General features: G+C 38.2%; 21 protein-coding genes and 1 pseudogene. 12 read left to right on the top strand and 10 right to left on the bottom strand.

Going from position 1 to position 17570, the window contains the following annotated elements:
* Positions 1-303 precede the first annotated feature (303 nt).
* Both LQV35_RS02455 and LQV35_RS02460 read left to right on the top strand, forming a co-directional pair.
* Positions 304-1973 (top strand): annotated as a pseudogene (locus tag LQV35_RS02455) (anaerobic C4-dicarboxylate transporter).
* Between the two features lie 154 nt (positions 1974-2127).
* Complete coding sequence (locus LQV35_RS02460; RefSeq protein ID WP_418884439.1) at positions 2128-3144, top strand: type II asparaginase; 1017 nt, start codon at positions 2128-2130, stop codon at positions 3142-3144.
* 43 nt (positions 3145-3187) lie between these two features.
* Here the strand turns inward: LQV35_RS02460 and LQV35_RS02465 are convergent, their stop codons facing one another.
* A complete protein-coding gene (locus LQV35_RS02465; protein ID WP_230056284.1) occupies positions 3188-4015 on the bottom strand; it encodes a hypothetical protein in 828 nt (275 codons plus the stop codon).
* A 161-nt stretch (positions 4016-4176) separates the two neighbouring features.
* On the opposite strand from LQV35_RS02465, the gene LQV35_RS02470 reads away from it, so the two are divergent.
* From LQV35_RS02470 to glyS, 9 genes are all read left to right on the top strand, one after another.
* Positions 4177-4662, top strand: coding sequence for a 3-isopropylmalate dehydratase small subunit (locus LQV35_RS02470; protein WP_230056285.1), 486 nt, complete (start codon positions 4177-4179; stop codon positions 4660-4662).
* 8 nt (positions 4663-4670) lie between these two features.
* Positions 4671-5744 carry a 3-isopropylmalate dehydrogenase gene (gene leuB / locus LQV35_RS02475; protein ID WP_230056286.1) on the top strand — a complete coding sequence of 358 codons (1074 nt, stop codon included), beginning with the start codon at positions 4671-4673 and terminating at the stop codon, positions 5742-5744.
* A 2-nt stretch (positions 5745-5746) separates the two neighbouring features.
* Positions 5747-5992: a hypothetical protein gene (locus tag LQV35_RS02480; RefSeq protein WP_230056287.1), complete on the top strand. Its 246-nt coding sequence runs from the start codon at positions 5747-5749 to the stop codon at positions 5990-5992.
* The gene (locus LQV35_RS02485; protein ID WP_230056288.1) at positions 5989-6342 is read left to right on the top strand and encodes a CiaD-like domain-containing protein; all 354 of its coding nucleotides are present in this window, start codon (positions 5989-5991) and stop codon (positions 6340-6342) included. Before LQV35_RS02480 ends, LQV35_RS02485 begins: the two co-directional genes overlap by 4 nt.
* Positions 6311-7474, top strand: coding sequence for a tRNA nucleotidyltransferase/poly(A) polymerase-related protein (locus LQV35_RS02490; RefSeq protein WP_418884433.1), 1164 nt, complete (start codon positions 6311-6313; stop codon positions 7472-7474). Before LQV35_RS02485 ends, LQV35_RS02490 begins: the two co-directional genes overlap by 32 nt.
* A 61-nt stretch (positions 7475-7535) precedes the next feature.
* Entirely contained in the window at positions 7536-8015 is a 480-nt protein-coding gene (locus tag LQV35_RS02495; RefSeq protein WP_230056290.1) for a tRNA (cytidine(34)-2'-O)-methyltransferase, read from the top strand.
* The gene (locus LQV35_RS02500; protein ID WP_230056291.1) at positions 8012-8923 is read left to right on the top strand and encodes an endonuclease/exonuclease/phosphatase family protein; all 912 of its coding nucleotides are present in this window, start codon (positions 8012-8014) and stop codon (positions 8921-8923) included. The genes LQV35_RS02495 and LQV35_RS02500 overlap by 4 nt, the downstream gene beginning before the upstream one ends.
* Before the next feature lie 3 nt (positions 8924-8926).
* Positions 8927-9064 (top strand): hypothetical protein, encoded by a 138-nt coding sequence (locus LQV35_RS02505; RefSeq protein ID WP_230056292.1) that lies wholly within the window; start codon positions 8927-8929, stop codon positions 9062-9064.
* On the top strand, positions 9051-11084 hold the full coding sequence (glyS, locus tag LQV35_RS02510) for a glycine--tRNA ligase subunit beta (protein ID WP_230056293.1): 2034 nt from the start codon (positions 9051-9053) through the stop codon (positions 11082-11084). The genes LQV35_RS02505 and glyS overlap by 14 nt, the downstream gene beginning before the upstream one ends.
* Positions 11085-11171: 87 nt before the next feature.
* Here the strand turns inward: glyS and LQV35_RS09150 are convergent, their stop codons facing one another.
* Together LQV35_RS09150 and LQV35_RS02515 are read right to left on the bottom strand one after the other, a co-directional pair.
* Complete coding sequence (locus LQV35_RS09150) at positions 11172-11612, bottom strand: outer membrane beta-barrel protein (RefSeq protein WP_418884440.1); 441 nt, start codon at positions 11610-11612, stop codon at positions 11172-11174.
* Entirely contained in the window at positions 11573-11731 is a 159-nt protein-coding gene (locus LQV35_RS02515; protein WP_230056294.1) for a hypothetical protein, read from the bottom strand. Before LQV35_RS02515 ends, LQV35_RS09150 begins: the two co-directional genes overlap by 40 nt.
* A gap of 149 nt (positions 11732-11880) precedes the next feature.
* Between LQV35_RS02515 and LQV35_RS02520 the strand changes: the two genes are divergently transcribed.
* Entirely contained in the window at positions 11881-12036 is a 156-nt protein-coding gene (locus LQV35_RS02520) for a hypothetical protein (protein WP_336245979.1), read from the top strand.
* Between the two features lie 60 nt (positions 12037-12096).
* On the opposite strand, the gene LQV35_RS09155 is transcribed toward LQV35_RS02520, so the two are convergent.
* The 7 genes from LQV35_RS09155 to LQV35_RS02550 form a co-directional block, all read right to left on the bottom strand.
* Positions 12097-12231 carry a hypothetical protein gene (locus LQV35_RS09155; protein ID WP_418884441.1) on the bottom strand — a complete coding sequence of 45 codons (135 nt, stop codon included), beginning with the start codon at positions 12229-12231 and terminating at the stop codon, positions 12097-12099.
* The gene (locus LQV35_RS02525; protein ID WP_230056295.1) at positions 12228-12938 is read right to left on the bottom strand and encodes a beta/alpha barrel domain-containing protein; all 711 of its coding nucleotides are present in this window, start codon (positions 12936-12938) and stop codon (positions 12228-12230) included. The genes LQV35_RS09155 and LQV35_RS02525 overlap by 4 nt, the downstream gene beginning before the upstream one ends.
* 1 nt (position 12939) lies before the next feature.
* Positions 12940-14388 carry an alanine/glycine:cation symporter family protein gene (locus LQV35_RS02530; RefSeq protein WP_230056735.1) on the bottom strand — a complete coding sequence of 483 codons (1449 nt, stop codon included), beginning with the start codon at positions 14386-14388 and terminating at the stop codon, positions 12940-12942.
* Between the two features lie 199 nt (positions 14389-14587).
* A complete protein-coding gene (locus LQV35_RS02535; protein ID WP_230056296.1) occupies positions 14588-14932 on the bottom strand; it encodes a helicase in 345 nt (114 codons plus the stop codon).
* Positions 14922-17009, bottom strand: coding sequence for a heavy metal translocating P-type ATPase (locus LQV35_RS02540; protein ID WP_418884442.1), 2088 nt, complete (start codon positions 17007-17009; stop codon positions 14922-14924). The genes LQV35_RS02535 and LQV35_RS02540 overlap by 11 nt, the downstream gene beginning before the upstream one ends.
* Positions 16978-17289, bottom strand: coding sequence for an MBL fold metallo-hydrolase (locus LQV35_RS02545; protein WP_230056298.1), 312 nt, complete (start codon positions 17287-17289; stop codon positions 16978-16980). The genes LQV35_RS02540 and LQV35_RS02545 overlap by 32 nt, the downstream gene beginning before the upstream one ends.
* Complete coding sequence (locus LQV35_RS02550) at positions 17286-17570, bottom strand: Cys/Met metabolism pyridoxal-phosphate-dependent enzyme (RefSeq protein WP_230056299.1); 285 nt, start codon at positions 17568-17570, stop codon at positions 17286-17288. Before LQV35_RS02550 ends, LQV35_RS02545 begins: the two co-directional genes overlap by 4 nt.

Raw genomic sequence — 17570 nt, forward strand, 5'->3', positions numbered from 1 at the left:
TTCTCAAGTGATGAGTTTAAGAAGGCTCACTAAGATAAATTTAGCCCATTTTTTGTAAACCTATAGATATTTGCTAAATTTATAAACGCAAATATCTATGTTTATCTTCTTTTATGCACTAAATTTTGATATTTTATGTATATTTTTGCTGTTTTTTGCTAGAGATTTTATGATTTTTAGTAATTTTTTAAGCAACTAACGAGAAAACTTCACTAAAGTAAATTTAAAGTTAAAAAATTTAATTATTTTTTAAAGCAAAGTTAATATAATGTCAAATATATTTTAATGGGGAAGGGGAAAAATATGGAATTTCTCACAAGTTTAAGCGAGGGGTGGCAGTTTAGCATACAAATCGCCATCGTGCTTGTTTGTCTATTTTATGGTGCAAAAAAGGGCGGTATCGCTCTTGGTATGCTAGGAGGCATAGGTCTTATTATGCTTATATTTGGCTTTCATATCCAGCCGGGAAAGCCAGCTATAGATGTAATGCTAACTATCCTTGCGGTTGTTGTTGCTAGTGCTACTTTGCAAGCTTCTGGTGGTCTTGATGTTATGCTTCAGATCGCAGAGAGAATTTTGCGTAAAAATCCAAAATATGTAAGCATTCTTGCGCCGTTTGTTACTTGCACGCTTACTATACTTTGTGGTACTGGGCATGTTGTTTATACGGTGCTTCCGATCGTTTATGATATTGCTATTAAAATGGTATACGCCCTTAGCGCCCGATGGCTGCAAGCTCGATTTCATCGCAGATGGGTATTATCGCAAGTCCAGTTTCGGTTGCTGTTGTTACACTAACTGCATTTTTGCTGGGCGCAAAAAATCCTATCCCTGGCTTTGACGGCTATCTTGATCTTTTAAAAATCACTATACCATCGACATTTTGTGGTGTTTTAGTGATAGGAATTTTTAGCTGGTTTAGAGGGAAAGACCTTGATAAAGATGAGGAATTCCAAGAAAAGATTAAAGATCCTGAATTTAAAAAGTATGTTTATGGCGACTCTGTAACTCTTCTTGGTAAAAAATTGCCAGGTCATCAGTGGGCTGCGATGTGGATATTTTTGGCTGCTATCGCTGTGGTAGCACTTCTTGGATACTTTAAAGAGCTTCGTCCAAGCTGGTCTTCTACAAAAGATGCAACGATAGTTCAAGTTGTTGCAAACTATCCAACAGAGCAAAAAATTCTAAAGACTATCACCGTAAAAGATGGTAGCATTTCAGCTCAATCAACAGAACTTAGTGTCTCAAACAGTAAGATAGGCTCAAGCCAAAAGGCTCAAGCTGTTGAGATAACAAGTAAAAATGGTGCGAAAGAGAGCTTTGTGCGCTCAAATGACGGCACAGTTACTTATATGAACGCTGATGGTAAAAAAGAGGAATTTCAAGGCTCATACATTAACATTTCTAATAAACAATCTTCTAAATATACTCTTGGCATGGTTCATGTTATTCAAATTTTTATGCTTTTAGCTGGTGCGTCGATTATTATATTTACTCCAACCGATGCTAATAAGATTGGTAAAAATGAGATATTTAGATCAGGCATGATCGCGCTTGTTGCCGTCTTTGGTATTAGCTGGATGGCTGAAACTATGTTTGCAGTGCATACGCCGATGATGAAGGCCGCTCTTGGAGATATAGTAAAAGAGTATCCTTGGACATATGCTGTGATGTTGCTTTTGATCTCAAAATTTGTAAATTCTCAAGCAGCTGCACTTGTTGCGTTTGTTCCGCTTGCGCTTGGTATTGGTGTTGATCCAGCTATTATCCTTGCTTTTGCTGCGGCTTGCTATGGATATTATATCTTGCCAACTTACCCAAGCGACCTTGCAGCGATACAGTTTGACCGCTCTGGCACAACAAAGATAGGTAAATTTGTTATTAACCACAGCTTTATTATACCAGGACTTATCGGAGTTATAGTCTCTTGTATATTTGGCTATATATTTACAGGTCTCTTTGGCTACCTATAAAAATTTTCGGGGAAAATTATCCCCGAAATTTCTAAAATTTTAGACAAATCTTTAAAATAACTAAGTAAAATTTTAATTTAATATAGATATAATATTTCATCAATTTTCTCACAAAGGAGATAGAATGAAATTTATGTTAAAGGTGGTAGCATTTATGCTTCTTGGAACTACTTTGGCTTTTGCTAAGCCTACGATTTATATCCTTGCGACTGGCGGCACTATCGCTGGTAGCGGATCTGGGGAGCTTTCGACTGCTTATACTTCTGGTACTGTTACAGTAGATAAGCTTATTGCCGCAGTTCCACAGATAAATGAGATAGCTACGATAAAAGGCGAGCAAATCTCACAAATAGGCTCTCAGGAGATGAATAACGAAGTCTGGCTAAAGCTAGCTAAGCGTGTAAATGAGCTTTTGACTAGTGGCAAGGCAGATGGTGTTGTCATCACCCATGGCACAGACACGATGGAAGAGACGGCGTATTTTTTAAATTTGGTCGTTAAAAGTGATAAGCCGATCGTTATGGTTGGTGCTATGAGAAACTCAGGTTCACTGTCTGCTGATGGTCCGCTAAATCTTTTTAACGCTGTAAATGTTGCAATTAGCAAAGATAGCGTAAATAAAGGCGTTATGGTTGTGATGAATGATGAAATTCATGCAGCAAGAGAGGTTACTAAGACTAACACGACTGGGGTTGAGACATTTAAGTCACCAAATGCTGGCAAGATAGGCACTGTATTTTATGGCAATGTTAAATTTTATATGGCTCCACTTAGAAAGCACACAGCTAGCTCAGAATTTGACATCACAAAAATCACTGAACTTCCGCGAGTTGATATCCTTTATAGCCATGCAAATGATAATGCAGACTTTGCAAATATAGCTATTAAAAATGGAACAAAAGGCATTATAAGTGCTGGTATGGGTAACGGCAACCCTTTCCCAACTGTGCTTGAAGCGCTTGGTGAAGGTGTGAAAAAGGGTGTTGTGGTGGTACGCGACTCTCGTGTGGGAAGTGGCGAAACTACTCTAAATGGAGAGGTTGATGACGCTAAATATGGCTTTTTGGCAAGCGATAACTTAAATGCTCAAAAAGCTAGAGTGCTTTTGATGTTAGCGCTTACAAAAACTATGGATAAAGCAAAAATTCAAGAGTTATTTTTAACCCATTAAACCTTATGGACGGAGACACTCCGTCCTTTTTTAAAAATTATAATTATTTTATACTTTGTGTTTGAGTGGATTTTGTGTCACTAAATGAGTTTGTGTAAGGTAACAAGAGATATTTTTTACTTTCTACTAAAAATCCGATCGCTTCTTGTAGTTGTTTTTCATTTAGCGCATATAATTTTTCAAGCTCAACAAAAAGCTCTTTTGCTCTATTTTTTTCGAGAGGATTTTGTTTGTAAAATAGCATTAAATTTGCGCCTATACCTATAAATTCATACGCAAATGAGCAGACAAAATTTATAAGTGCATAGCTTTGGTGAGGCTGTAAGTCATCAACAAAGTAGCCATTTATCATCCTTGCAAAACACTCTGAACTTTTTTTGGTAGGACAAAGATGTACTATGATATCCTCTTCTAAGAATTTCGCATCATTGTAGCTAAGCTCTGCAAGTGCTTTAAATGCATCGTTTTTATTTAAATTTATCTTACCATAAAAGTCGCTAAGGCTTGTATTTTGAGTGTTTAAAATTCTTAAAATATGCTCAAATTTCTTAATCTCTGCTGCCCCATTAGCAAAAGATCTATTATACTCATCAACATCGAAAAAAAACTCACCAGTGGCTGCATGGGAGCTTGTGTATTCACACTGAGTCGTATTTTCAAATATAAAAAGCGGTCGCTTTGTCGGGTATTTTGCCAGCAATTCCTCATATGCTAATATAGTAGCTTTCATATTGCGTTCAGTTTTTAAAGTGGCAAATTTATAAAGCTCACTAGAATCGACACTCATGCCTTTTATCTTGTTTTCTTCAATGATATTTATAAGTGAAGCAGGACTGAAAAGATGGTTGTAAATTCTTGATAAAACTCTCAATAAACACTCCTAAAATTTGGCGAAATTTTACTATATTTTGATTAAAAATTCCATTAAATTTTAAAAATATTTATCAAAAATTTTGGAGCACAAAAAACGACACATCTAATTTTTAGCTTACTTTTGATAAAATTGGGCTAAAAATTTATAAAAGGGCAAAAATGACACAGGCAAAAGTATGGAAATTTGGTGACAATATAGACACCGATATTATCATTGCTGCACGATATTTAAATACATCTGACGAAAATGAACTGGCAAAACACATAATGGAAGATGGCGATCCTGACTTTGTTAAAAAGATGAGAGTTGGAGATGTTATAATTGCTGGTGAAAATTTTGGTTGCGGAAGTAGCCGAGAGCACGCACCTATCGCACTAAAGGCGGCTGGTGTGAGTGCTGTTATAGCAAAGAGTTTTGCAAGAATTTTTTATAGAAATAGTTTTAACACAGGACTTTTGATATTAGAGATAAATGAGACAGATGAGATAAATGAAGGCGATGAGGTTAAGATAGACATTGATTCTGGTGTTATAAAAAATGTTACCACTTCTAAAGAGTATAAATTTCATCCTATCCCGCCGTTTATGCAGGAGCTTTTAAAAGAGGGTGGCTTGATGCAATACGCGAGCAAAAAGATAAAATAAGGTAAAAAATGGCAAAAAGATATAAAATTTGTATGATAAAAGGCGATGGTATCGGACCTGAGATAGTTGATGAGGCTGTTAAGGTTCTTGATGCGATAAGTATGAAGTTTGATATAAATTTTGAATATGATTATAAGCTTATGGGTGGCGCAGCTTACGATGTTTTTGGTGAGCCGTTACCAAATGAAACACTTCAAAGTGCCCTTGAAAGTCATGCTGTGCTTTTTGGTGCTATTGGCGGTGAAAAATGGGATAGTTTGCCACGAGACAAACGCCCTGAAAGCGGGCTTTTAAAGATACGAAAAGAGCTTGGAGCTTTTGCAAATTTGCGCCCAGCGATGATATATGATGAACTTGTGAGCGCTAGCACTATTAAACCAGAAGTTGTTCGAGGCGTAGATATACTTGTTGTGCGTGAATTAACGGGTGGAATTTACTTTGGACAGCCACGACAAAAGGGCAAAACTAGCGCGTTTAATACAATGGTATATACAAAAGATGAGATTGAGCGTATTGCAAAAGTTGCATTTGAAGCAGCGCTAAAACGCAAAAAAAAGGTTTGCATGGTCGATAAGGCAAATGTCCTTGAGACTAGCCAGTTATGGCGCGAGGTGGTTAGCGATGTTGCAAAAAGCTATCCGGATGTTTTGCTTGAGTTTATGTATGTTGATAACGCAGCAATGCAGATCGTGCGTAATCCTAGGCAGTTTGATGTTATTTTGACTGAAAATTTATTTGGGGATATTTTAAGTGATGAAGTAAGTATGGTTGTTGGATCGATAGGACTTTTGCCAAGTGCTAGTATGGGCGGAAAAGTCGGTATCTATGAGCCTATCCATGGTAGTGCGCCAGATATAGCAGGCCAGGGTATAGCAAATCCTTTAGCAACTATTTTAAGTGCTGCCATGATGTTAAGATATGCACTGAATGAAGAAGAGGCTGCACTTTGTATTGAAAAAGCCGTAAAAAGCGCACTTGCTCAAGGCTACAGGACTAAAGACCTAGCTGTATTTGATGCAAAAGAAATTTGTACAACAAGCGATATGGGCGATGTTGTGGTTAAGTTTATAGAGCAAAAGTAGCCATGAAAAATACAATAACAGAAGCGCTTATTTATGAGTCGCAAGGACTAAAAGATGATGCGCTTGAAGTGTATAAGAATATCTTAAAAAACGACGCAGATAACAAAGATGCGCTTGCTGCGATAAGGCGTTTGAGCGGGATTAGAAAATCTCGTAAGATAGCAAATGAGCAGATGAAAGAATTTTTCTTGCAAATGCGAACACAACACGAGATAACAGAGTTTAAAAGGTGGCTTATAAGATTATGAAACTTGATGATATAGCAAAAATGGCGATTAATGAGGTTAGTGCAGAGCTTGAAAAGATTGAGAATCTGCACGCTTTAAATATGCAAAATACAGAGCAAAAACCACAAGCACAAAAGCCAAAATTTCAGATAAATGAAGCTCAAAGCGTAAGCGAGCAAGTAGAAAATGGCGAGATTTTAAGTAGTGAAAAGATATTTTTAACAAATTTAAAAGAGCGCACAGAGGTGCTATTTGAAGGGCTAAATGAGCTACCAAAAGAGCTTGTGAATGAGCGACTAGAGCTGACGCTAAAATTTTTAGAGTTTGTCCTAGCAAATGTTGAAAACCGCCTCGAAAACCTTAACAAGTAGCAGTATTAACGATGCTATAACGCTACTTACATCAGGCGATAAGTTAAGTAGTGTAAAAAAACTGCTCGCACCGCATACAAAGCGTGCATATTTGGTTGGCGGTTGCGTGCGTGACTCCTTGCTTGCACGAGAAGTTTATGACTATGACATCGAGGTTTATGATATTAATCCTAAACGCTTTGATGAGATTATGCAAAGTGTAGGTGCAAGTGGTGTTGGCAAGAGCTACTTTATCTACAAATTTGGTGCGTTTGACCTTGGCTTGCCACGCACTGAGAGTAAAACCGGGAAACTACACACTGACTTTAAAGTAAGCTACTGCAATGATGAGCGTGAAGCCTCAAAGCGGCGCGACTTTAGCGTAAATGCTATGATGATAAATATATTTAGCGGCGAGATACTTGACTTTTGGGCTGGTAAACAGTGCCTTAAAGATGGCATTTTGCGTCATATTGATGATGAGAAATTTTGTGAGGATGCGCTTAGGGTGTTGCGTGGTGTGCAGTTTGCATCGCGTCTAAATTTTGACATTGCAAACGCTACTTTAAGGCTTATGAAAAGTATTGATTTGTCGCACCTTAGCAAGACGCGTATTTCAAATGAGCTTATAAAATTTATGCGTGCAAAATATCTTGAAAAAGGTGTGTTTTATCTTTATAAATTAGGACTTTTTAAGAAATTTTTTGGTTTAAATTTAGATAAAAATGAGCTCGAAGAGTTAATAAATGAGCTAAAAAATGCGCGAAATTTCATCCAAGATGAGCGAGTATTTTTGTATGTTTTGGCTGGATTTTGTGGTGTAGATATCAAAAATATCGTGCATGATTTGGCTTTACCAAATAGCTTTTTAAGTGCACTAAAGCATCCGTTTTACAATAAAATGCCAAGTGATTTTGAGATGATGAAAATTTCGCTTGATATGCCACTTAGTAAGTGGCTTGGATGTTATAGGCTTGAACGCATAAAGCGCGCAAAAGAGCTTGGCGTGTATGATGAAAAATTTACGCCAAATATCAATACTAGCGAGATAATGTCGCTTGGTTTTAAAGGAAAAGAATTTGGTGCCGAGCTAAATCGCCGTCAAGATGAAGCCATTTTACTGTATTTACAAAGTCTAAAAAAGTGCGATTAAACCGCTTAAAAGGGCACTTTGGTTAAAATATCTTTCAAATTTATGTCAAAGGCGCAAATTTATGTTTAACATCGTTTTAGTGCATCCGCAAATTCCTCAAAATACAGGCTCTATAGGCAGAATGTGCGTGAATGCAAACCTTAAGCTTCATATTGTAAAACCAACGATGTTTGAGATAAGCGAGAAGTCTGTAAGGCGCGCTGGGCTTGATTACTGGGCGCAGCTTGAGCCAAAAATTTGGGAGAACTTAGATGAGTTTTTGCAAGAAAACATAAAGCACAAGGAGCGATTTTTCTTTGCGACTACAAAGACAAATAGGCTCTATTTTGACGCTAGCTATCAGCCAGGAGATTTTTTGTTTTTTGGTGGCGAAAGTACAGGGTTACCAAGAGAACTAATGCAGCTAAATTTTAAAAATGCCGTAACTATACCGATGGGTGAGCATGGCAGAAGTTTAAACCAGGCCACAAGCGTAGGTATAGTCGCATATGAAGCTATACGCCAAAATATTGATAAATTTGATTTTAGAAAGCCACTATGAGAGCTTTTTTGGCTTTTATTTTACTATGTGTTTTTACTTTTGGAAGCACGCTAAAGATCGCTACTTATAATGTAGAAAATCTATTTGATGGTATAAATAATGGAAACGAATATCCTGATTTTCGTATCGAAAAAGGCAAGTGGAGTAAGCAAAAAGCAAGTCAAAAAATTTCTCGCATAAGAGAGGTTTTAAATGCCCTTGATGCTGACATTATAGCACTTCAAGAGGTTGAAAATGAGCAAATTTTAAAAGAGCTAGCAAAAGGCACAAAATACACTTATGTTACCTTTGCGACAACCAAAAATGCGCCCATAGGTCTTGGCGTGCTTTCTAAAATTCGCCCCGAAGATAGTGAGCGTTTTGCTGTGACTGGAGTAAAAACTCGAGATATTTTGCGGCTTGGTTTTATGTTTGATAACGAGCGTTTTGAGCTTTTTGTAGTGCATTTTCCAGCTTATAAGAAAAATGGTTTTAAGGCTCAACAAAATGCGGAAAGAACGCTTCGTGTTGCACTGCAAGAGCGAAAAAATGTCATAGTTTTAGGCGACTTTAACACACCGTTTAGTAATGGCAAAACAAGTCTGCTTTATCATATCGTAACTACAAAAAACTATGCAAATTTGTGGAATGAGCTTGCCTATAAGGAGCGCTACTCATTTGCCGCCTATGGTAAAAAGCGGGCGATTGATCATATCTTGCTTTCGCAAGAATTTTTGGCTAATGGCAGACTTGCTTATGTTTGTGGTAGTTTTAGTGTGTTTAAGCCTGATTTTATGATGGATGGCGAGTTTGTAAAAAGACATGATAAATCAAGCCTTTACTCTGATCATCTTCCATTGGTTTTTGAAATTTCAACCGATATAAAACAACGCTGCGGTATAATAGATAAAATTTTAAAATTTAGGTGAAAAATGGGTGTTTTAGACTGGGTTATGCTCGTGGCTTTTATGGCGTTTTTGCTATTTATGTTGCGTGGAATGACTATGCAAATCATGAAAAAAGATAAGAAAAGACGAGAAAAAAAGAATAAGAAGGATGAAAATGAATAAAGAACTTTTGATAGAAATCGGTGTAGAAGAACTGCCAGCGATACCGTTTTTAAAGGAGTTGCCAAACATTAGATCAAAGTGGCAGGCTGTGCTTGATGAGTATAGATTAGCAAGTGAGTTTGAGTTTTATTTTACGCCACGAAGACTTGTACTCTTTCACAAAAATTTTGCTCTAAAGCAACCTGATAGCGTAGTTCAGATGATAGGTGCACCAAAGCATGTGGCTATAAAGGATGGCGCATTTAGTCCAGCTGCACTTAGTTTTGCAAAAAAGTGCGGTATAGCTGAGAGCGAGCTTAAGTTTAAAGAGATAGATGGCAAAGAGGTCTTGTATTATGAACAAGAAGTCATCGGTAATGATAGCAAAAACTTACTTGGCGATATGGTAGAGAAATTTTTACTAAGCCTTAGTTTTGGTAAGTCTATGCGATGGGGTAGGGGTGAGTTTGAGTTTATCCGCCCGATAAGATCATTTTTATGTCTTTTAGGTGATGAAAGCGTGAGTTTTACTAAATTTGGCATAGCAAGTGAGGCCCGTAGCTATCCGCACCGAGATATAGGCTATGAGAAGGTAGGCGTTGCAAGTATCTCTGAGTATTTTAGTGGCGCCAAGGCTCGTGGCATAGTGCTTGACGCAAACGAACGAAGAGTTAAGATATTAGAGCAGTTTAAGGCAATAGAAGCACAAAATGGCGTTGAGATAGGGCTTGATGAGGATTTGCTCGATGAAGTTGTGGCGATAACTGAAGCGCCAAATGCTCTGCTTGGTGGCTTTGAAGCTGAGTTTTTAGAGGTGCCAAGCGAGGTCATCATCACATCAATGAAAGAAAATCAGCGCTATTTTCCAGTGTTTAAAAATGGCAAACTAAGCAATCACTTTGTTGTCGTTAGCAACTCTCTAAGCACCGATAGTGCGCTCATTGTGCAAGGCAATGAAAAGGTCTTGCGTGCGCGTTTAAGCGATGCGATGTTCTTTTGGCAAAGCGATTTAAAGGCTGAGTTTAGCCCAGAAAAGCTAAAAAATGTAACCTATCTAAAAGAGCTTGGAAACACGTATGAAAAGTGCGAGCGAGAGCTAAAAGTGGCGCTTGCTCTGTCTGAAAAATTTGCTGATAAGCTAAGGTCCGAAGTTGGCTCTGAGTATAAAGAGCTACTTACTCGCGCCGTTATGCTTAGTAAGGCGGATCTTACAAGTGGTATGGTGTATGAATTTACCGAGCTTCAAGGCGTGATGGGAAGCTACTATGCAAGAGCAAAGGGCGAGAGCGAGGCGGTGGTGAGAGCTATCGGCGAGCAGTATCTACCAAACGGTGAGGCAAGCGCTATGCCAAGCACGACATTTAGCGCACTTGTAGCACTTGCGATAAAGCTTGAGACGCTTGTTGGGCTATTTAGCGTGGGTAAAATTCCAACCGGCAACAAAGACCCATACGCACTTCGCCGCGCAGCAAATGGTGTGATAAAAATTTTACAAGACAATGAGTTTAGCTTTGATATGAGCGAGTTTTTAAGCGATATAGCAAAAGGATACACAAAATTTGACGTGGGTGCGCTTGTAGGCTTTATAAACGAGCGACTTTATACATTTTTTGAGAGCAATCCTTCTATCATCAAAGCTTGCCTTAGCTCGGCAAAAGGCGACTTGCTAGCGCAAATTTCAGCGATAAAAGCACTTGAGAAGGTCTGTGCTAGTGAGAGCTTTAGAGAGAATTTCAGCACATTTAAACGTCTTGCAAACATCATAAAAGATGAGATAAAAACGGGCGTTGATGAGAGTTTGTTTGAGGCGGAGGCTGAGAGAAATCTTTATGCTAAGTTTAAAGAAGTAGCAGAGCGCGAGCTAGGTGATGAGGATAAACTAAACACACTTTTTGCACTAAAAGGCGCTATAGATGGCTTTTTTGATGCGGTTATGATAAATGCCGAGGATGCTAAAATCCGCCACAACCGCCAGGCGCTAGTTGGTGAAATTTACAGCGAGTTTTTAAAAATTGCTGATATAAAAGAGATAAGTTTGTGATTTTGTTGCGAAATGCCATCTGGAATTTTTGTAATCTAAAAAAACATAAGTATAAAGCTAGGCAAAGCGTGCCTAGCTTTACAAAATTTAGAATTTATAGTTATAGCCGATATATGCACCGTAGTTTGCTAAGTCACCATCGCTAACAAAAATATTTTCAGCTTTAAAGCCAAATTCAACTTCATTATGCTCATCAAAACCATAAAATCCACCTACTTTTGCACCAAGCAGCCAGCTAGTTGTATTGTCGGCTGTATAAATCTCAGTTTCATCGGCATCAGTCTGAACAACAGCAAAACCAGTGTATGCACCAACTAAAAGTTTAAAATTCTCCGTAATTTTAGGCGTGTAGTCGGCATTTACAGAAAAGTTATGTGATTTCCACTTATATTCTCTTGTCTCTCCATCAATTTTAATGGTATCTTTTGTTTCAAGATTGTACGTGTACTCTATGTATGCTCTCCAACTACCAAAATCATAACCACCTTTTATACCAAAGTTAGCACCGCCGTCTTTTGCTTTATTAATGTCATCATGAAGTTATAATCACCATGAACGCCGATAAATACGCCATCAGCTATGGCTGAAACGGCAACAAGCGAACTAGCAAGCAATGCTTTAAAAACTAAATTTTCATACATACTCATTTAAAGATATTTGCAATAACAATTATACGAAATATTTTCTAAATTTACTTTTAATTAACGAAATTATTTGACAATTAGAGATTAAAAATCATTTTGATAAATTATTATCCATAAGATATACCCAACAAGACAAGGCAAGAATTCTACGAGTGACCACACGCACGCTACAAAACTGGCGTAAAAGCAAGCCAGAGCTGTATGCCATTATAGAAGCTAGTTTTTTATTACGAGAAAAATTAAATGTAGAAAACGAAATTTCACAGCAGGTACAAGAGCTTATTAAACAAGCATTGCCAAAACAATAAAATTTTCTAATCTAAATTTTTAAAAAATATAAAAAATTTAAAAACTAAGCACGCTAAAAATTACTCTAAAATTTCAAGCTTTGAAGTAAGATCTGCCATACCTTGTGCGTATGGAGCTGAAGTCGTAACAGCGTCAATGCCCGTTCTTGCAAACTCTGCGACATTTTTGGCATTTATGCCACCGCTTGCGATTATCCTTGCGTTGGATAAATTTCATCGCGCAGAGCAACTGCATTTTCAAGCATTTGCGGGCTAAATTTATCGCACTGCACTACATCCACGCCGGCTTTTAAAAGCTCTTTTGTTTGATCTAAGCTCTCAGCTTCAACCGCTATCTTTCGCTCTGGCATTTTGGCTTTAAAGCTTGGAATTTGCGCTAAAAACTCATTAAAGTTAGCATAGGCTATTATGTGGTTTTTAAAAAACAAAATACTATCGCTAAGCCCTAGCCTATGCACTCCGCCACCGCCTTCTATCACAGCTTTTAAGCATAGTTTTTTAGCAAATGGAAAGCTTTTGCGAGTGGTTAAAATTTCACATTTTTCATTTTCGGCCTTTGCAAGTAGGGTCATTTGGTTTGTGTAAGTTGCTATCTTGCAAGTGTATTCAAGCATGATTTGTGCTAGTTTCCACGCCTTATGTACATCGCTGTAACTACCAAAAATTTGCACTATCATATCATTTGGCTTTGCCTTTTGGGTGTTTTGTATAAAGATCTTGGCCTCACATCCTAGTAGTTTAGCCACTCTTGCGGCTATATCAGCACAACTTACCACCACCTCTTGTCTGGTAAAAATTTTTAAAACTGCTTGCTTTTTAACATCTTGAAGTGATGTCGTTAGATCAAAATAGGGCAGATCCTGGGCTATATAGGCTAAAATTTCACTATCGCTTATATGCATTTTAGTCCTTTTTCCAGCAAGTTGTGTCAGAGATGCCAAGCTTTTGCGGGTCAAACTCAGGATTTAGACCAGCTTTTCGCTGACTTTCGTAGTCTTTTAGCACCTTTAAAACAACTCGTGAAAGCATAAATATGGCTATGATATTTATAGTTGCCATCGCTGCCATAAGAACATCGGCAAAATTCCAAGCAAGCGATAGGTTCATTTGCGCGCCGATAAAAATCATAATGATGGCACTTATTTTAAATGCATTTATGATAGTCTTATTTTTAGTAAGAAATTTTATGTTTGCCTGGGCATAGTAAAAGTTGCCAATAAGCGAAGTGATGGCAAAAAGTACGACCGCAACGGTGGTAAAGTGCATGCCTATGTTACCATAATACTCTCTCATTGCAGCTTGCACAAGCGGTAAAGCGGTGAGAATTTCGCCACTTGCACCTGTTTGTTTTGTGATGTAGGTTTGAGAGAAAAGTACGAGCATGCCAGATGCGATACAAATAGTCATATCTATAAAAACTGCCACGGCTTGAACAAGCCCTTGCTTTACAGGATGGCTAGTGTGTGCAGCTGCGGCAGCATTTGGCGCAGAACCCATACCGGCTTCGTTTGAAAAAAGACCACGCTTAATGCCAATAACTATCACGCTTCCAGCAAATCCACCAAATATCGCCTCAAAATCAAATGCGCTATCTAGTATAAGCTTTACTACGGATGGAATTTCGCTTAAGTTCATAAAAACACATATAAAAGAGAGTCCGACATAAGCGATAGCCATAAATGGCACGATGTAAGAGCTTATCTTGCCAATGACATGACCTTTTGAAAAAAAGATGATGGCTGCAAATGCCATGAGTATAAGCCCTATGGCTAGTGGCATTGAGCTATCTGCAAATTTTACATCTGCGCCAAGCTGATCATAATATACTTCAAATGCCGATGTCATCGTGTAGCTTTGTAGTCCATTAAACCCATAGGCATAGGTAAGGATAAGTGTAACAGCAAAGATCGCACCAAGCCATGGAAGCTTTAGTCCTGTTTTTATATAGTATGCTGGACCACCCTTAAAGCCTAGGTTGTCCTTTGTTTTGTAAATTTGAGCTAGCATGCTTTCAGCAAATGCTGATGCTGCACCAAAAAATGCCATAGCCATCATCCAAAAAAGCGCACCAGGACCACCAGCAACTAGTGCAGCTGATATTCCTGCGATGTTTCCTATACCAACTCGTGAGGCAGTTGAGATCATAAGGGCTTGAAATGGCGTAAGATGGTGTCTGTTGTAGCGATCTTTTTTTTCTACAAGTACACGAAGTGCCTCAAAAGCCATGCGAAACTGTACAAAGCGCGTAATATAGCTAAAATATATACCAGCAACAATAAGCACTATAATAAGAAACGACCCATACAAAAAGCCGTTAGTAGCGTCAAGTTTAAGATTTATAGTATTTAAAATTTCAGTTAAGTTCAAGTAAGCTCCTTTGTTTTTTCTTAAAATATTATATTTAAAAATTATTTAGAAAAAGCTTTTTGAGATAAAATTTGTTAGAATTTTATTATTTATCAAAAAAGTAAAAGATATTTTTATAATAAAGATAGATTTTAAAAATACAAAAAGCGCTTAAAATTTTACTCTAAAACGCTTTTTGTGTCATTTATATTGCAGTTTGTGCTTTGCGAGTTCTGCGCTTTTTAAGCGGAGCTTGTTCAGCTTTTATCAAAACTTCATCTTTTTGTATGCGTAAATTTCGCTTTTTGCGTGCGTTATTTATCATGCGCTGCGCAAAGCCGTTATTATAAAGACCGTGATGATATAGGCTAAAGCCAATAAGTGCGACGCCAGCTGCGATATGAGTGGCTTTTATGGCTTTGTTTTTCATGCCAAAAGCACTAATTGTCACAAGTCTAAGCGATATCCCAAGCCCTATTTTTGCTACTTTTCGCTGAGTTTCTAAATTTAGCAGCGAACCTTGAATGCTATTTTTTATATTATTTTGCAAATTTCACACCTTTCATTGAGTTTAAAAGTAGCCATATCGTTGTGCCGTTGTGAAGGACGGCTGTTGCGATAGGATTTAGCATGCCAATCGTTGCGGCACCTAAAATAGCTGTATTTATGGCGACGGTTGCGTTAAAATTTGAGCCAATGAGTTTCATTGTGTTTACGGCCAGCTCTTTTGCTATGGCAACGCTTGCGATGTCATCTTTTAGCAAGCTTATATCAGCCGTTGCTTTTGCGATATCTGCGCCTTTATGCATGCTTATACCAACATCTGCTTTACTAAGACTAGGAGCATCGTTTATGCCATCACCAACAAATGCCACCTTTTTACCCTGTGCTTTTAGCTCGCCAATGATACGCGCTTTATCTGTAGGCAAACACTCGGCAAATACTTGATCGCAACCAAGCTCTTTTGCCACCTCTTGTGCTTTTTGCTTTACATCTCCGCTTAGCATTATGATCTCTTTTACGCCCAGCTCGCGTAGTTTTCTAAGAGTTGACTTAGCGTTTTCTCTCATGTCATCTTTCATCGCTATAACACCAACAAGCTGTTTATCATAACCTACAAAAAGAAGAGTAAGACCGCTGTTTAGAGCCTTTTGTATTATGGCATTGTGCGGAGCAAAATTTATACATTCATCATCTTCTAAAAAATGGCGCGAGCCAATGACAACCTCTTTGCCATGCATCGATGTTTTTACTCCATGTGCCACGATAAACTCAACTTCATCGTGATGTATATGGCTAAAACCACGCTTATTTGCAGCATCTACGATAGCCTCTGCCACTGGGTGAAAATAATGCTCCTCGGCACTAGCGGTTAAGTTTAATATATCATTTTCGCTCATGTCCTTTTGAAATGAGTAAATTTCAACAACGCTAAGTCGCCCATGTGTGAGCGTGCCAGTTTTATCAAAGACAAATGTATCGGCACTATTTAGCGCTTCAATAGCCTTTGCGCCCTTAATTAAAATTCCATTTCTACCCGCCTTTGATATACTTGACTTAAAGGCAACAGGTGTAGCAAGCTTAAGCGCACATGAGTAATCAGCCTGCAGAACGCTAGCAACGCTATTCATATCTCTTTTTAGTAGATAGCTTACGCCAGCAAGACTAAGTGTTACTGGAACTAGCTTATCGGCTAGCTTTGTAGCCTTTAGTCCTATGGCTGATTTTTCATTTAGTGAGCTTTGGATGTATTCTTTTATGCGCGCTGTAGCAGTCTCATCGCCTACATTTTCAGCCCAAATTTTTATACGACCATCTTCAACAACAGTCCCACTTATAACTCTATCTCCACGCATTTTGGCCACTGGTTCAGCCTCGCCAGTCATTGATACTTGATTAACACTTGCGTTGCCATCAACGATATAGCCATCAATACCTATCGTCTCACCAGCCCCAACCACGACTATGTCGCCTTTGCTTAGTGTATTAGTTTTTACTTTGTTAAGTATAAATTTTCCACCTTCTCGGCGCTCAATCCAGACCTCTTCGATGTTTGGTTTGGCTAGCTCTTTTATTAGGTCATCGCTTCTGTGAGACGCGCTTTCTTCCATGTATTCGCCAAGATTTAGCATAAAATTTGTGCTATTTGCCGCTAAATGATCGCCTCTTGCCAAACTAACGCCAATAGCCATTGATTCAAGCACCTTTGAGGTTATACCATCTTCTTTTAGTTCGCTTAAGCCTTGTTTTAAATTTTCACCGCTAGCATAAAGTCCCAGCGCTGTTTTTGCGTAGTTGCTTGATATAAGTGGCGATAAAGCCATAACCGCGCCAGCCTTATATATAGGGGTTTTGTTTGGCAGACTTGTGTCTTTTGGTTTTTTTGGCATATCAAGAGTTTTGATAAAATTTAAAATTTCATCTAAGCTGCCATTATGTTCTACTACGATACTCTTTGCGTATTTATTGACACGAACGCTTTTTACAAGTCTGTGTTCGCCTATACTAGCCTCTATAAAGCTTACATCGCTACGATTATTTAGCTCATCACACCCGATGCGAACTCTATTTTTGCACTGGTGTATGATGCGTACGCTATTTTTGTGCTTCAAGCTCTGCTTTAACATCTTCAAATCGCTCTTTTAGCTCTTCTATGCCAGCATTTACTAGCTCGCCACCTTTTATAATAGCTTTAAATAGGCACTCTTGAGCTTTTGGGTTGGTTAAAACATACGCTGCGATACCACCAAGCGCAAGACCTTTTACAAAGCCAGCGACATTGAAATTTTCAGGCACAAATGGTAAATTTTGAGCTGCTTCATTTATGGCGTTATCAACTGCATTTGGCTGGGCTGGTTGTTGAACTATGACTTGCTCGCCCTCTTGTAAAATGTATGGATTTTTCATTTTTCCTCCTTGATTAGGCTATTTATAAGCAAAACAGAGCTAACGCCAGCACCAACACTAAGAGCTGCGTTGAGGTATTTTGCCCTTGCAATTTGATTTGATGCGTGTATCGCAACGGCAGTTGTTATCCCGCCAACTAGCGACATTTTTATCGTTTTTTTAGCTAAATTTAGCTTATCTTTTTCATTTAAATTCAGCGTTGCCGTACCGATACCAGCTATAAGTGCACCGCTGATAAAGTGATCTGCGGGGCTTCTTGTTGTTGTTAAAAGGATCGTCAT

Source organism: Campylobacter suis, assembly GCF_905120475.1.
Taxonomy (GTDB): domain Bacteria; phylum Campylobacterota; class Campylobacteria; order Campylobacterales; family Campylobacteraceae; genus Campylobacter_A; species Campylobacter_A suis.